The organism is Nocardioides sp. B-3, from assembly GCF_024703895.1.
Classification (GTDB): domain Bacteria; phylum Actinomycetota; class Actinomycetes; order Propionibacteriales; family Nocardioidaceae; genus Nocardioides.
Genome location: NZ_CP087968.1, coordinates 817915 through 832203 on the forward strand (window position 1 = coordinate 817915; position 14289 = coordinate 832203).

Consider the following 14289-nt stretch of genomic DNA (forward strand, 5'->3'; position numbering starts at 1 on the left):
CACAGGTTCGAGCCGACCGGCAGAATTGACACTGTGAGCGATCTGCAAGCCGAGCTGGAGAGCCTGCAGGTGGAGAACGCTCGCCTGCGCAAACTCCTCAAGTTGACGGACACGGAGGCTGCTCCAGCTCATGGCACCCAGACGGCATGGTTCGACAAGGCGCCCGGTTCAGTGGATGCGCGGTCGTCCTCGCACGCCAAGGTCGAGTTCTACGCCGCGCTGTTCGGCGCGCGACGCGACGTTTACGCCGTCCGCTGGGACAACACCCGCACCGGCAAGACAGGGTGGATGCCCGCCGTCGAGGGCGGTTGGCGCAAGGGACGCCCTGCCTCCGACATACGACACCTGCCGCTGACGCCCGGGGTCCCGGCCGCGCATCTGATTGGCGACGTCCATGTCGGCCTGTATCCGATGCTCGCCGGCGACCAGACCTGCTGGCTCGCCGCCGACTTCGACGGGCAGGCGGCCATGCTCGACGCGCTGGCTTACCTCAAGGCCGCCCGAGCGGTGGGCGCGCCAGCCGCCCCGGAGGTATCGCGGTCCGGGATCGGCGCCCACGTTTGGGTCTTCTTCACGGGCCCGGTTCCAGCGGCCACCGCGCGCCAACTCGGAACGGCTCTCGTCCGCGAGGCAATCGCCATCCGTGGCCGGATGGACCTTCGCTGCTACGACCGGCTCTTCCCATCCCAAGACGTGCTGCACGGGCAGGGCCCCGGCAACCTCATCGCGGCACCGCTCCACGGCAAGTCACGCAAGCTCGGAACGACGGTCTTTCTCGATCTGGCCACGCTGGAGCCGTACGGGGACCAGTGGGAATACCTCTCCACTTTGGAGTGCCTCACCCCGAAGCAAGTCACTAAGCTCACCTCGGCGCTCCGGGCGCCGACGGTCGGGGCACGTGTCGACCGCGCGTCGACCAAGACGCAGCCGAACCCGGCGCCGATTGTGCATCTTCGTCTCGACGGGACCGTGAGGATTCCCGGGTCGGAGTTGAGCCCCTCGCTCTATGCGACGTTGAAGCACGCTGCTTCGACGTACAACCCTGAGTTCTACGACCGCCAGCGTCGCCGCCAGTCGACATGGAACGTCCCGCGCATCATCACCTCGTACGACGAGACGCTCGACGACCACCTTGTCCTGCCACGCGGCCTGCACGACACGGCGACGAGACTCATCGAGGAGGCCGGAAGCAAGATCGAGGTGGACGATCAGCGAGTCAGCGGAGAACCTTTGGATCTCTCGTCCACCTTCGATCTGAGGTCGCAGCAGCGCGAAGCAGTGGAGTCCCTGATCCCGCACGAGTTGGGGCTTCTCGTGGCTCCACCCGGCTCCGGCAAGACCGTGATGGCCTGCGCGGTCATTGCCGAACGAGGCATCCCCACGCTCGTGCTGGTGGACCGGAAGACCCTCGCCGATCAATGGCGTCGTCAGATCCAGGGACCTGCTCGGCACCAAACCGGGGCAGCTCGGCGGTGGCCGCTCCAAACTGACCGGCGTCGTTGACATCGCCACCTTGCAGACCCCGGCCCGCCGGACCGATCTTGCCGTCAAGCTGGGTGCCTACGGCCAAGTCATCGTCGACGAGTGCCACCACGTGCCGGCAGCCGCGTTCGAGGCCGCCGTCCGTGCCGTCCCCGCCCGCTACTGGGTCGGGCTCACCGCGACCCCCTACCGACGCGACGGCCTCGACGACCTGATCGGCTTCCAGCTCGGCCCCGTACGCCACACCTTCACTCACGCCGACCCTGACACGCTCGAAGGCGCCAGTGCCGACCGACCCCGCCCCGTGCTCGTCGTCCACGCCACCCAGTTCCAACTGGATAACCCCGTCGATCTGTCCGTGCCGGGCGCCATCGCAGGAGTCCATCGCGCTCGCCGAAGACCGTGCACGCAACGAACAGATCCTCACCGACGTAGTAGATGCCCTTGGTCGCGGTCGACACTGCCTCGTCCTCGCCCAGCGGACCGGCCACGTCGACCACCTCGCCGCAGCGCTCACCGAACAGGGACTGGACCCCGTCGTCCTCAAGGGCGGCATGGGCGCAAAACAACGCGCCGCAGCCAACGATCGGCTGATGCCATCTGACGAGGGTGCGCCGCTCCTCGTCGTGGCGACAGGCCACTTCGTCGGTGAAGGCTTCGACTGCCCCCCCCTCGACGCCCTTTTCCTCGCGGGACCCGTCTCGTTCAAGGGGCGCCTCGTTCAGTACGCAGGCCGCATCCTCCGCGCCTATCCCGGCAAGCAGACGGCCGAAGTCCACGACTATCACGACATCGAAGTACCCGTGCTCGCCGCCGCGCTTACCAAGCGAGCGCCCGGATACGTCAGCCTCGGATTCCCCGACCCACGCAAGCGCGCATGACTCCCACACGCTCACGTCACTCGTCGCCACAGCAAAATGTCAGCAGGGGTTGGGGTCGCGCGTCAGTCGCTCGCGAGCTCACGCTCGATCTGCTCAATTGTGGAGCAAGCTGGTTTGGAGGGTTAGGGGCAGTGACTCCGCTACTCCCGTCGGACGTCGGCGGCCACGAGACGACCGGAGCCGGACCTCGCCCTCTGCCCGCCGGCGAGGTCGTCGGGCTCCGGCCCCGGTCTCGGTCTCTGAGCTGCGAGGGCCTACGGCGGCGGCCGCGGGTCGAAACGTGTCCGCCTCGGCGGGGGCGGTGGCGGAGGTGGGGGCAACGGCTCGTATCCACGGATCCACGCGGTCGAGGTGAGGTCGGGGTCCTCCCCGAAGGACAACGCGTCGGGTCTCATCGGCTCGACCGCCAAACGGATGGGCCACTTCCGGGCTTCGCGGACCGGGTCTGGCAGATCGAGCTCGTCCCACACATCGACGAGCAATGCGCCATCCATCCAGCGAATCATCTGCTGAGGGAGCCCTCGACGGATCAGCTGCTCGTAGACGCCCTTGCGCTGCTCGCGGTCGCGAATGTCCCAGTCCCGCATGCCGGTGTTGCGGATCAAGTCGGGGATCGCCAGCGTCGCAAAGCAGTCCGGCGTCTCGACACTCCACAGGATGTTCGGCGCCCAGAACGCCACGATGCCTGTCGGGTGGTGTTCCTTCCAGTCGATGTGGACCCGAAGGTTGAGATCGAACCCGGCGGCCTCCGGGATCCGCGACGCGACCTTCAGGCTGGGCGTATTTGGCCCTTTGGTTGGCAGAGCCCGCACACCTACCTGTCAGCAGCGGATCACCCGGACCCCGCCCAACCGGGGAGGAAACCATGCACAACAACACCGAGATCCCCTTCCACGCCCGCCACGAGGACGAGCTGCTGACGCTCGACGACGTCGCCGAGATCCTGATGACCCCGGTCAACACGGTCCGCTGGTGGCGACAGACGGGCACCGGCCCGGAGTTCTTCAAGATCGGCCGGCGGCTCTACACCACGGTCGGCGACCTGCGGCGCTACATCCGGGCGCAGCGGCTCGCCTCTCAGCCCGTCATCGGCCGGCCGAAGGCGGTGTGAGCACCACCACGTCTTCCTCCACGCCAGCGACGTGATCCGTCGCTACGACTGGGGGAAGACCAAGGGCTATCAGAACCTCAAGGACCGCACGCTCGTCCCCGCTCCCCGTAATGACCCACCCCGATCGTTGGCGGCTCGACCAGCTCTTGGCCCGGGAGGAAAAGCGCATGGCATTGGCCGAGGCAGCGCTGGCGGCCCTTGTTGCGCCGGGCGGGAGGACGTAACCATCACCGATCTACTCCCCCAGCCCAAGCGGCGTCGACGGACTGCCTAAAAGCCCGGCGGCGCCTGACAAGCAATCAGCGCGGTATGACCACCAGTGACCCATCAGCCTCGAACGGGCGGTTAGACATGGCCGCCGTCGCTGCGGAAAGGGTCACCTCTTGAGAACCACGACGCCTGCGCATGATGCCGAGTTGAGGGCGTTGACGGTAGTCGTCCAGCTCGTCACGAGTCGGACGACACAGAGCGAACTCAGCTGACCTCTAGGCCAAGGACAGGAACAACTTTTCCATCTTCTTGACGTCGAGGCTGTCGGCGCCGCCCTCGGTGATGCATTGCTGGAGTCCGGTGGCGACGATTGCGAAGCCCGCCCGATCGAGGGCCTTGGAGACGGCGGCGAGTTGGGTGACGACGTCTTCGCAGTCGCGGCCCTCTTCGAGCATCCGAACCACTCCGGCCAGCTGACCCTGCGCACGCTTGATCCGGTTGATGACCGGCTTCATCGCGTCGGTATCGAGTTGCATGTTCTCAGCCTTCCTTCGTGATTGTTTCGAGCATGTTGGCCGGGCGCTCGCGGGCATCGGTTGCGACGGTTCGGACAGCGTCACTGTCTGCCATCGCGGCCGGGAAGGCCGGATCGAACGCTTCGACCGTAGTGGTCCTCGTGTCGATGCTGCGCACGACCACGTTGCAGGGCAGCAGGGTCGCGATGGACGGGTCCGCCAGCAGGGCTTGATGAGCAAGAACCGGCCGGCACGCGCCAAGGATCACCTGCGGGGGCATGTCCACATCGAGTTTGGCCTTCAAGGTGGCGCTCATGTCGATCTCGGTGATGATCCCGAACCCCTGCTCGACCAAGGCGGCCCGGACCAGTTCGACGGTCTCGGGGAATTCTCGAAACACGGTCGTGGCCATCGTGTAGCTGCTCATTCGGGCTGCCTCCTGCGTATTTGATGCGGTCGGAATCAGAATACCCCCCGGGGTGTTTGACTAGCCAAGCATATACCCCCTAGGGTATGTCTCATCCCTTTCCGAAGAGAGCGATTCATGACTGCCACAGAGTCCAGCGCCTTCCATTCCGCCGTCGATCCCGAGATCGGCTTCCACCCCGGTCCGCTCGGTCGACTTGGCGTGTGGGTGACCCGCCGACGTCGTACGACGGCCGCAGTCTGGTTGCTGCTCATCGTCGGGCTCGGCGCCTTCGCGCCACGGGTCGAGAGCGAGCTCTCCGGCGCTGGCTGGCAGGCCGATGGCTCCGAGTCCGTTGCGGCCCGCGAACTTGCCCGTGACCACTTCGGCGGAAACGCCAGCTCCGCCATCCGGGTGGTCGTCCGTTCCACCGACGGTCCGGTGACCGAAGGGCCCGGCGCGAAGGTCCCGGCCCGAGGCGACCGCACTGCTCGAGGCCGACCCTCGAATCGCCGAGGTCGTCCAGCCGCAGCCCGGCGCTACCTTGAGCCAGGCGCGCAAGACCGCCGTCCTGCTGGCCGGTGCGGCCGTAGACACCAACGAAATGGTCCGGGTCGCCGACGACGTCAAGGGCCCCTTGCAGGATCTGTCCGGCGACGGCGTGAGCGTGAACCCCACCGGAGCATCGCTGCTGTGGTCGGACTTCAACGAGGCCAACCTCAGCGCGATGCTGAAGTCGGAAATGGTCTCCCGGCCGATCACGCTGGCGATCCCGGTCCTCGCCTTCGGGGCCCTCGTTGCCGCCGGCCTCCCGCTGATCCTGACACTCTCCGGCCCTGGTCGCCTCGGCCGGTTCCCCGGGTGCTGATCAGCCAGTTCATCCCGGTCTCGATCTGGGCGATGAACTTCGCGATGATGTTCGCCCTCGCGCTGGGCATCGACTACGCACTGTTCCTCGTCGTGCGCTACCGCGCTGCCCGAATGGGGTCGCATGAATCACCGCGCCGGGCGATCGCGGAGACCATGGACACCGCCGGCAAGGCCGTGCTCCTCTCCGGAGCCACCGTGCTGATCTCACTGTCCGCAGTGATGCTGGTCCCCTCACCGTCATTCCGCTCGATGGCCGGCGGCATCATGCTCGCGGTCCTGTTCGTGCTGGCCGCCACGCTGACCCTGCTGCCCCTAGTCCTGTTCAAGCTGGATGAGCGGATCAACAAGTTCTCGCTGCCGTGGGTCCACCGGGGCGAGCACCGCTCCGCCCGGTTTGAGGCCCGGGGAGAAATGCTCTGGAAGCGCCCGCTGGTCTGGGGACTGGGCTCTCTGATCGTCCTGATCGCACTGGACGCACCGATCTTCGGCCTGAAGACCGCCATGCCATCCATCAAGGTGCTGCCCGAGGAGGCCTCGGCCCGAATCGGCTACGACCTCGTCCGGGAGAGCTTCGGGCCGGGCGCCCCCGGCACCCTGCAGATTATCGTCAAGCAGGCCCCGGGCCGACGAAGCCACCGCTGTCGTCAACGCTGACGCCGGGATCGCCGGCGCCATGCCTGCCGCTCCGGCCACAGACAGCTCGCGCCCGGTGCTCATCCGAGGCCGTCCCGACCGTCGACCCGTCCGACCCGGCACTGTCGAAGACCGTCGACCGCCTCCGCACTGACCTGCCCTCAACAGCAGTGGTCGGCGGCGCTGCGGTAGAGAACCTTGACCTCAAGACCCAGCTCGACGACTCCACCCCACTGGTGATCGGCGTGATCCCGGCGCTCGGCTTCCTGCTGCTACTGGTTGCCCTCCGGGCACCACTGATCGCGTTGCTCGGCACCCCTGGTGAGCCTGCTCTCGACCGCCGCCGCGTTCGGAGTCGCCCGTCTGGTCTTTCAGGAAGGCTGGGGCGCCGGATTCTTCGGCTTCGAATCCCGGGGCTTCCTCGACGCGTGGGCACCGGTGTTCTTCTTCGCAATGATCTTCGCGATCGCGATGGACTACACCGTCTTCCTGCTGGCCTCCGCCAAGGAACACTACGAGCACAGCCGAGACCCCCACGAGGCCATGGTCGGCGCCGTCGCCCACTCCGGCCGAGTGATCTTCGCGGCCGGCGCGGTCATGGTCGCGGTCTTCTTCACCTTCGCCCCGGCCGGCCCACTGCCCCCCAAGGAAATGGGCATCATCCTCGGCATCGCGGTCCTCCTCGACGCCTTCCCCGGTCCGCCTCATCCTGCTGCCCGTCCTGCTCCGCCTGACCGGACGCGCCGCTTGGTGGGCCCCGAACTGGCTGACCCGGATCCTGCCGAAGATCCGCTTCGCCCACGAGTGAGTCCGACGCTTCCCCGATCGCAAGTCCCACGAGAGGAACACGCAATGACAACCACGACCCACACCGAGCACGGCTCCGATGTCCTGACCGGGCTGGCGCCGCTGCACCGCGAACTCCGTCGTGCGATCCCGGACGTCTACAAGGGCTTCGGCGAACTCCACAAGGCCGCGTTCACCCCCGGCGAACTCGACGTGAAGACCAAAGAATTGATCGCTCTGGCGATCGGCGTCGTCGAGGGCTGCGACGGCTGCATCGCCTCACATGCCCGGGCGGCAGCACGAGCTGGTGCCAGCCGCCGGAAGCCGCCGAAGCCATCGGCGTCACCTTCCTGATGAAGGGCGGCCCCGCCACCATCTACGGCCCCGGGGCGTACGACGCGTTCTGCAGCTTCGCCGAACAAGCTGAGTCCGGCGTCGAGCCGGCCTGAAAGGAACCCAGCCATGTGCAACCCCACCCGATGCCGCACCTGCGGAAAACCCACGTGGTCCGGCTGCGGCGCCCACGTCGCCCGTGTCAAGGCCCGCGTCCCCGCCGACCAGTGGTGCCCCGGCCACCGGGACGACACCCACACGGGCCCATCCTGGCTCCGCCGGATCCCGGGCCAGAACGAAGGAACCCGATGAACATCGACAGAGCAGTCCTCGCCATGGCCGGCACCATCATCCTGATCAGCGTGCTGCTCACCGCCCCGGTCTCGACTCGGTGGCTGCTCCTCAGCACGTTCGTCGGGCTCAACCTGCTCCAGTCCAGCCTGACCGGCTTCTGCCCCGCCGCGAACATCTTCGCGAGGCTCGGTCTCTCCCCCGGCTGCGCCTTCACGGCAAGCCAGAGCCGCTAGCCCAGACGGGGCCCGGCAGATGCTGGCACCTGCACATCAAACTGGGCGGATTTACGTCAGCGTTGCATATGTGCAACACCTTGGGCGACCCGAAGTTGTTGTGTTGCATTTAGATCCGCCGAACCTCAACAACTTCGCGTACGCTGGCCCTAAGTTGTTGTGTTGTATTTAGTTTCAGCTCAACTCAACAACTTGACTTTGCTCCGACGGAAGAGGCACCCATGGCTCGCGGACGGCCAACGCGACAGACCATCTACACGCAGTTGGACGAGGCGATCGACGACCTTCGGACACGTCTCGGCGGCCTGCCCGCACCAGCCGAAGCCGAGGAGATCTGGGACGACCTGTGGCACCGGGGAGGCGCATCACTCCACGGCACTGGAGGGCAACACCCTGATCCTCAACGAAGTCCGCAAACTCCTCGACGAGGGCCGCGCCGTCGGCTCCAAGGAACTCAAGGAGTACATGGAGGTCATCGGCTGCAGCGCGGCCGCCAAGTGGGTCTACGGCCGGGCCATGGCCCCCGGAGACTGGACCACAGGAGACCTGCTCAGCATCCGGGAGGTGCGCACAGTCCACTACGAAGCGATGACTCCTGTCTGGAACGTCGCCCCACATCCCCACGCGACGCCGGCCGAGACCCCCGGCAACTGGCGCCGGCACGACATCCAGCCGTTCCCCGAGGGCATGACACCGCCGCAGTTCCCCGAGGTGGTTCATCGGATGACCGACTGGGTCGAGCAGGTAAACCAGCTCCGCGACCCCAGCGAGCTGCCTTTCCCGGAGCGTCTTGCTAAGGCACACAACGACTTTGAAAAGATCCACCCCTACCTCGACGGCAACGGCCGAACCGGGCGCCTCCTCCTCAACCTCCTGCTGGTCCGCCCGGGCTACCCGCCGGCGATCGTCTTCAAGAACGAGCGCGCGAAGTACCTCCGAGCCATGCGCAAGGCGGATATCGGCGAATATGGCCCCCTCGGCGAACTCATCGCCCGTGCGGTCACCAGCAACCTTTACCGCTTCGTCGTGCCCGCGGTTGCAGGCCCCGCTCGACTGGTGCCGATCGCTAGCCTCGCCGATCCGAAGTCGGGCATCAGCGTTGTTGCGCTCAGAGCCGCGGCAGAGCGCGGCCGCCTGCGCGCGCAGAAGTCGGCGAACGGAACATGGCTGAGCTCAAAGAACTGGGTCGAGGACTACCAACTGACCAAGCACAAGCGGAACCCGCCGCCTCCGGCCCAAAGCGAGCGCCGAGCGGCTTTGGCCGAGCTCGCGAAGGACTCAATCGAGCACCACGACAAGCTGCCCAAGGGCGTACCGTCCCTGAAGCGGTCTTCAGAGACTGCCGGCTGAGTGGCGGCGTGCCCAGCACCCTGCGGCACCGACGAAGTTTTCCGCTTCCGTCCAACAATGTTCCTCTCAGGGCCTTGAGTGACATTCAAGGACTGCGACATGTTCCACAAGTCGGCGACGAGGACACATGTTTTCCCGCCCGGGCACGACCTCGAAGTCCTGACTCAGCGGTCCTCAAGTAGAAGGCCATCGGACGCCGAGATCGACCACCACTGGCTGACAGTGATGGGGCCGCGAGTGATACAAACTCCGATGCAAACTCGTCCGGAATCGGTGTCAAACGGCGAAACCCGTCGAGACCGGCGTGATCCGAAATAGTGCCTCTGACGCGAAGATTCACCCCGAGCGGGTTGGGTCTTCGCGTCAGGGCTTTCAGGACACGTTGTCGAGGGTCACGCGATAGCCCATCGCCTCGAGTTGGTGGATGGCACGCTTCTTGGTTCGGCCGGGGTTGAGTCGGGTGAAGTAGTCGCCACCCGGGTCGTCGTAGAGGGTTCCGGTGGTGCCCATGTGCCAGATCGCGATGAGCATGGAGTGCTGGATCGCGACGTTGGCCTTCTTGGGTCCCCGCCGGCTCGCGATGCGTCGGTAGCGGGCGCCGTAGTAGGTGCGCGGGTTCTGCGCGCATGCCATCGCTGCCGCGCCGAGCGCTCCTTGCAGGTAGGGATTGCCCGGCCGCGACTTGCTGGACTTCACCTTCCCGGCGGACTCGTTGTTGCCGGGCGTCGTCCCGGCCCCGGGACGCGAGGTGCTTGGCGGACGGGAACCGCGACATATCCGCACCGGTCTCGGCCACGACGACGTCGGCGGTACGGGTGCTAATGCCGGGGATGGTGCAGATCAGGTCGTGGAATCCCTGAAAGGGCTCCATCATCACCTCGATCCGGGAGGTCAGCTTGTCGATCGCGTCGGTGTGCCGGTCGATCAGGTCCAGATGGACTCGGACCAAGAACGCGTGATGCTCGTTGAACCGCCCGTTCAACGCCTCGGTCAGCTCGGGGATCTTGTTCCGCAGCCGGCGCTTGGCCAGATCGGCAAGCGCCGCGGGGTCGTGGTCACCGGCGATCAGCGCATCAAGCATCGCCCGGCCGGACACACCGAGGATGTCGGATGCGACAGCCGACAACTTGATCCCGGAGTCCTCCAGCAGCTTCTCCAGTCGCTGGGCCTCACGAGCTCGCTCCCCGGTGATCGCGGTCCGCGTTCGGGTCAGGTCCCGCAGTTGCCGGATCGGCTCGGGGCGGCACGAACGAGGCCCTCACCGGGCCGTGCGCGCCGAGTTGCGCGAGCCGAGTCGCGTCAGCGACATCGCTCTTGCGACCGGGCACGGTCTTGACATGGCGCGCATTGACCAGCATCACCTCGACGCCGGGCAGGTCTTCGAGGAGATAGTAGAACGGCTTCCAGTAGTCCCCGGTCGCCTCCATCACCACACACGTGACGTGCTCGGCGACCAGATGCTCACGCAGCGCCGGGATCTGACCGGTCACCGACCCCCGTGTCGTGACGGTCTCGACTGTCTTGCGCCGCCCGGCTCCGGCGACTCGGACACATACCTTGGCGTCCTTCTTCGACACGTCCATCCCCGCACACCGCGGGTGCACGACTTCCATCTCGGTCTCCTTCTCGCACGGACTCACGGCGTCCGTCGCGGGGAGGGCAGGGAGAAACGAAAGTCTGACGCACGGGCTCTACGGCACCAATCCACGGTTCCCGTGGAAGCCCTCCGCCCGCATGCTGACCTTCAGGCTCACAGGCACCACAGAGGCAACGGGGTCGACCACGACGAACAACGTCAGTCTGTGCCGCCACCAACGCGACCAGCAACAGCAAACGGCGCCGAATCTTCGCTCACCATGGTGAGCCTCGAAGACGGCGCCGTGCTGCTGACCTGCGGTTTTGCAGTTTCGGGCCAAATCCTGAGCATGGCCGCCCTTTCGTGGCACCAGCGGCAGGCGGCGTACCCGACGCTCAAGAGGATCGGGACGTTGCGGCGCTTCGCCTCGGCGAACGCATCCGGGCTCCACTCCCACCAGTCGACCGGGTTGGAGGCGTGCTGGAGGAGGTACGGCGACGTCGCGGTCCTGAGGCGATTCGGCATACGTCGACGGTAGACCGGAGCGGGGCGGCCGGGCGAGACGGATCAGGTCCGGCCACCCTCCCGGGGGGAAGAGGGTGGCCGGACCAGCCCCGTTGCACACGCGGGGCACCCAAGGAAGTGCGTGGGCCGTGTCAGGCCGACTGACCAGCGAGGCCGAGCGCCTCGTCCTCGGAGGCACCGGGGATGCGCATCTCGAAGGTGTCGGTCACCACGGCGTAGTCGTAGTAGCCCATGCGGGCGATCGGACGGATCTTGGGGATGTCGAGCTTGCCCTCGGGCGTGATGACGGTGTCGTTGATGTGGATGCGCTCCACCTTGGCGAAGACGATGTCGATGGTCCCGACGTTGGAGTCCCCCACCATCCGGTGCGTGGAGAGATAGCGGCACTCGAAGTGGACCGGGCTCTCGGCCACCATCGGCACCGGCGCCGGTCGGCATAGCGCTTGGTGATCCCCGCCCGGTCGAACTCGCTCTCCTCCGGCGGCAGCGCCATCGCGCTGGTGTTGACCGCCTCGCGCAGGTCATAGGTGGCCATGTTCCAGACGAACCAGCCGGACTGCTCGGCGTTGAGCACTGTGTCCTTGCGTCGCCCGTCGGGATACTGGTTGGCGGAGAACATCACCATCGGCGGGTCGAAGGTGAGGTTCTGCCACTGGCTGTACGGCGCCGGGTTCTCGACACCGTCCGGGCTGACGCTCGAGAGCCAACCGATCGGGCGGGGCACTGTGCAGCTCTTGAACGGGGAGAAGGGCAACGGGCTCTTCTCGGAGGCGGGGTCGTACTTCATCGTGGGTCCTTGCGATCGAAGGGTCGGTCAGCGGTGCGCGTGGACGCGTCGCTGGTCGCGCATGGTCGTGTGGGACCTCGTGGCGAACAGGTAGTAGAGGCCGCCCGAGACGACCGGGCCGATCACCCGGAGCGACCTCGGCGCCACCGAGCCAGTTCGCGACAGGACCGGTGTAGAGGGTGCTGTGCATGAAGGGGATCTGGATCAGTACGCCGGTGGCGTAGGCGACGAAGGCACCCCTGTTGAACCTCCCGTAGATGCCGTCCGCGTCGAAGAGCGCGGCGACGTCGTACTTCTCGCGTCGCACCCAGTAGTAGTCGACGAGGTTGACCGCCGACCACGGGGTCATGAAGTAGAGGAGGAAGAGCAGGAAGTCGGTGAAGGAGCCGAGGAAGTTGTCGGTCGCGGCCAGCGCGATGGCCGGGGCGACGGCCGAGATCACGCCGACGTAGATCGCGCGGTGGCGCGGCTCGATGCGGGACTGACGCGTCAGGCTGGTGACGATGGTGGCGACCGACATGTAGCCGCCGTACGAGCTCAAGGTGTTGCCCGTGAGCTTGCCGGCGATCACGGCCAGCAGGATCACCGGGCCGAAGACCCCGCCCAGGTCGGCGAGGTAGCCCACCCGGTTGGCCAGGGAACGCATCGCCGCCGAGGGCGGCGACGAAGGCGCCGAGCGTCATCGCCAGCGAGGCGCCAAGGACGCTGCCGAGGAACGTCCAGCCGATGGTGGCCGACTTGGGCGTGTTTGCGGGCAGGTAGCGCGAGTAGTCGGCGATGTAGGGACCGAACGTCAGCTGCCACGAGGCGGCCAGCGATACGCCCGGGATGAAGGGAGCGAGCGCGAAGGCGCCGTTGTCCAGCACGTCGCCCAGCGCGGGGTCGCCGAGGATCTTGACGAACAGACCGAGGAAGACCCGGGCCGCTGAGGACGGCGGCGAAGTGCGAGAAGCGGTGGATGTGGCGATAGCCGAAGATGGCCAGCGTCGTCGACATCAGGGCGAAGATGACCGACCCGACCTGCTGCGAGACGTGGAGGAGGTCGGCGATCGCCTGCCCGCCGAGCACCGGGCCGGTGGCGTAGAAGCCGAGGAAGATCATCAGCGCCAGCACCAGCGGCAGGATCGCGCCGAAGTAGCCGAACTGCGCACGGCTCTGGATCATCTGCGGGACGCCGAGGCGCGGCCCCTGCGCCGAGTGCAGTGAGGTGAAGAATCCGCCCGCGATGTTGCCGATCACGATGGCCGGGATCGACCACAGCGCTGAGTTGCCGAGGATCACGAACAGCGCACCGGTCACCACCGCGGTGATCGAGGTGTTGGCCGCGAACCAGACGAACAGCAGGCTGCGAGCCGTGCCGTGCCGTTCCTCGGCCGGGATGAAGTCGATCGAACGCTGCTCGATGCTCGATGTCGGGGGCATGACATCTCTTTTCGCTCGGAGGGCGACGCCGCGGACGGGCGTGTGACCCGGGTCTCAGGGGTGGACACCTCGTATACAACCAATATATTGGTTACATATCAAGGGTTTGGCGGCAACGGATTTCACAGCACGATCCTCGCGCCCCCTGCTCCCACGCACTCCCCCGACACCTAGGATCACCACAGAAAGGGGGTCCGATGACCACGCCCGGCAAAGCAGCGCAGGCCTATCACGACCTCGAGCGCATGATCGTGTTCCAAGAGCTCGAGCCGGGATCGCTGGTCTCCGAGGCCGTTCTGATGGAACGCACCGGCCTCGGTCGCACCCCCGTGCGCGAGGCACTGCAGCAGCTCTCACGCAACCGGATGGTGGAGATCCACCCCAACAAGGGCGTGCTGATCCCGCCGACCTCGATCGAGGCGCAGCTGCGCATGCTCGAGCTGCGACGGGTGCTCGAGTCGCTCGCGGTCCGGCTCGCGTGCGAGCGAGCCACCGCGGACGAGCGCGGTGCCATGACAACGATGGCTGACCGGCTCGACGTCAACACCTTCACGCTTCGTGAGTACGCCGAAACGGTCCGCGGCACGCACGAGCTGATCGCCACCGGCGCCCACAACGAATACCTCGCCGACGCGATGGCCCCGCTGCAGGGGCTCTCCCGACGATTCTGGTTCACCCACGTCGTCGACGAGGCGGCCGAGATCAAGTCCGGATCGACCCTGCACTCGGTGCTGCTCAGGGCGATCGTGGCCGAGCAGGCAGAAGCCGCCGAGAGGGCGTCACACGAGCTCAACGACTACCTCGTCGCGTTCGCCTACGGCACGCTGACGCGCTCACCCGGCCGACGCTGACAGCGCACGGGGAGCTGGCGACGC

The 14289-nt window shown here is 66.6% G+C and carries 15 protein-coding genes and 4 pseudogenes; 10 read left to right on the forward strand and 9 right to left on the reverse strand.

Annotated features, from left to right (window positions below; translation table 11 throughout):
* Positions 1-33 precede the first annotated feature (33 nt).
* The 3 genes and pseudogenes from LP418_RS05460 to LP418_RS05465 all read left to right on the forward strand — a co-directional run bounded on the left by LP418_RS05460 (position 34) and on the right by LP418_RS05465 (position 2363).
* Positions 34-1503 carry a TOTE conflict system archaeo-eukaryotic primase domain-containing protein gene (locus LP418_RS05460; RefSeq protein WP_257955535.1) on the forward strand — a complete coding sequence of 490 codons (1470 nt, stop codon included), beginning with the start codon at positions 34-36 and terminating at the stop codon, positions 1501-1503.
* 10 nt (positions 1504-1513) lie between these two features.
* A pseudogene (locus LP418_RS32550) lies at positions 1514-1615 on the forward strand (hypothetical protein); the annotation flags it as partial.
* A 151-nt stretch (positions 1616-1766) separates the two neighbouring features.
* Positions 1767-2363 (forward strand): DEAD/DEAH box helicase, encoded by a 597-nt coding sequence (locus LP418_RS05465; protein ID WP_257955536.1) that lies wholly within the window; start codon positions 1767-1769, stop codon positions 2361-2363.
* A gap of 254 nt (positions 2364-2617) precedes the next feature.
* Here the strand turns inward: LP418_RS05465 and LP418_RS05470 are convergent, their stop codons facing one another.
* Positions 2618-3175, reverse strand: coding sequence for a hypothetical protein (locus tag LP418_RS05470; protein WP_257955537.1), 558 nt, complete (start codon positions 3173-3175; stop codon positions 2618-2620).
* 53 nt (positions 3176-3228) lie between these two features.
* Between LP418_RS05470 and LP418_RS05475 the strand changes: the two genes are divergently transcribed.
* A complete protein-coding gene (locus tag LP418_RS05475; protein ID WP_257955538.1) occupies positions 3229-3474 on the forward strand; it encodes a helix-turn-helix domain-containing protein in 246 nt (81 codons plus the stop codon).
* A 485-nt stretch (positions 3475-3959) separates the two neighbouring features.
* Here LP418_RS05475 and LP418_RS05480 read toward each other — a convergent pair whose 3' ends face one another.
* Positions 3960-4220, reverse strand: coding sequence for a metal-sensitive transcriptional regulator (locus tag LP418_RS05480; RefSeq protein ID WP_257955539.1), 261 nt, complete (start codon positions 4218-4220; stop codon positions 3960-3962).
* A gap of 4 nt (positions 4221-4224) precedes the next feature.
* Positions 4225-4626 (reverse strand): DUF302 domain-containing protein, encoded by a 402-nt coding sequence (locus tag LP418_RS05485; protein WP_257955540.1) that lies wholly within the window; start codon positions 4624-4626, stop codon positions 4225-4227.
* A gap of 523 nt (positions 4627-5149) precedes the next feature.
* Between LP418_RS05485 and LP418_RS05490 the strand changes: the two genes are divergently transcribed.
* From LP418_RS05490 to LP418_RS05515, 5 genes are all read left to right on the forward strand, one after another.
* Positions 5150-5473 carry an MMPL family transporter gene (locus LP418_RS05490; protein WP_257955541.1) on the forward strand — a complete coding sequence of 108 codons (324 nt, stop codon included), beginning with the start codon at positions 5150-5152 and terminating at the stop codon, positions 5471-5473.
* Positions 5467-6129 (forward strand): MMPL family transporter, encoded by a 663-nt coding sequence (locus LP418_RS05495; protein WP_257955542.1) that lies wholly within the window; start codon positions 5467-5469, stop codon positions 6127-6129. The genes LP418_RS05490 and LP418_RS05495 overlap by 7 nt, the downstream gene beginning before the upstream one ends.
* A gap of 300 nt (positions 6130-6429) precedes the next feature.
* The gene (locus tag LP418_RS05500) at positions 6430-7248 is read left to right on the forward strand and encodes a carboxymuconolactone decarboxylase family protein (protein WP_257955543.1); all 819 of its coding nucleotides are present in this window, start codon (positions 6430-6432) and stop codon (positions 7246-7248) included.
* Between the two features lie 287 nt (positions 7249-7535).
* Entirely contained in the window at positions 7536-7754 is a 219-nt protein-coding gene (locus LP418_RS05510; RefSeq protein WP_257955545.1) for a YgaP family membrane protein, read from the forward strand.
* Positions 7755-8219: 465 nt separating this feature from the next.
* Positions 8220-9104: a Fic family protein gene (locus LP418_RS05515; RefSeq protein WP_257955546.1), complete on the forward strand. Its 885-nt coding sequence runs from the start codon at positions 8220-8222 to the stop codon at positions 9102-9104.
* Between the two features lie 372 nt (positions 9105-9476).
* Here LP418_RS05515 and LP418_RS05520 read toward each other — a convergent pair.
* The 6 genes and pseudogenes from LP418_RS05520 to LP418_RS05540 form a co-directional block, all read right to left on the reverse strand.
* Positions 9477-10717: pseudogene (locus LP418_RS05520) on the reverse strand (IS110 family transposase).
* Positions 10718-10899: 182 nt separating this feature from the next.
* A complete protein-coding gene (locus tag LP418_RS32555; protein WP_442940124.1) occupies positions 10900-11205 on the reverse strand; it encodes a DUF255 domain-containing protein in 306 nt (101 codons plus the stop codon).
* 131 nt (positions 11206-11336) lie between these two features.
* Positions 11337-11621, reverse strand: a complete 285-nt coding sequence (locus LP418_RS05530; RefSeq protein ID WP_257955547.1) for a hypothetical protein — start codon at positions 11619-11621, stop codon at positions 11337-11339.
* Positions 11622-11698: 77 nt separating this feature from the next.
* Positions 11699-11992: pseudogene (locus LP418_RS32560) on the reverse strand (flavin reductase family protein); the annotation flags it as partial.
* A gap of 217 nt (positions 11993-12209) precedes the next feature.
* Positions 12210-12638, reverse strand: a pseudogene (locus tag LP418_RS32565) (cytosine permease); the annotation flags it as partial.
* Positions 12575-13414: a purine-cytosine permease family protein gene (locus tag LP418_RS05540; RefSeq protein ID WP_257955549.1), complete on the reverse strand. Its 840-nt coding sequence runs from the start codon at positions 13412-13414 to the stop codon at positions 12575-12577. The gene LP418_RS05540 and the pseudogene LP418_RS32565, both read right to left, overlap by 64 nt.
* Before the next feature lie 197 nt (positions 13415-13611).
* Here LP418_RS05540 and LP418_RS05545 point away from each other — a divergent pair, with 197 nt between their 5' ends.
* Complete coding sequence (locus tag LP418_RS05545; RefSeq protein WP_257955550.1) at positions 13612-14265, forward strand: GntR family transcriptional regulator; 654 nt, start codon at positions 13612-13614, stop codon at positions 14263-14265.
* Positions 14266-14289 lie beyond the last annotated feature (24 nt).

What these genes read in the sequence shown, in the direction of transcription:
- LP418_RS32555 (WP_442940124.1), bottom strand. Translation starts at nt 11,205, where the DNA reads ATGCCGAATCGCCTCAGGACCGCGACGTCGCCGTACCTCCTCCAGCAC.
- LP418_RS05475 (WP_257955538.1), top strand. Translation starts at nt 3,229, where the DNA reads ATGCACAACAACACCGAGATCCCCTTCCACGCCCGCCACGAGGACGAG.
- LP418_RS05540 (WP_257955549.1), bottom strand. Translation starts at nt 13,414, where the DNA reads ATGCCCCCGACATCGAGCATCGAGCAGCGTTCGATCGACTTCATCCCG.
- LP418_RS05480 (WP_257955539.1), bottom strand. Translation starts at nt 4,220, where the DNA reads ATGCAACTCGATACCGACGCGATGAAGCCGGTCATCAACCGGATCAAG.
- LP418_RS05545 (WP_257955550.1), top strand. Translation starts at nt 13,612, where the DNA reads ATGACCACGCCCGGCAAAGCAGCGCAGGCCTATCACGACCTCGAGCGC.
- LP418_RS05530 (WP_257955547.1), bottom strand. Translation starts at nt 11,621, where the DNA reads ATGGTGGCCGAGAGCCCGGTCCACTTCGAGTGCCGCTATCTCTCCACG.
- LP418_RS05485 (WP_257955540.1), bottom strand. Translation starts at nt 4,626, where the DNA reads ATGAGCAGCTACACGATGGCCACGACCGTGTTTCGAGAATTCCCCGAG.
- LP418_RS05510 (WP_257955545.1), top strand. Translation starts at nt 7,536, where the DNA reads ATGAACATCGACAGAGCAGTCCTCGCCATGGCCGGCACCATCATCCTG.
- LP418_RS05515 (WP_257955546.1), top strand. Translation starts at nt 8,220, where the DNA reads ATGGAGGTCATCGGCTGCAGCGCGGCCGCCAAGTGGGTCTACGGCCGG.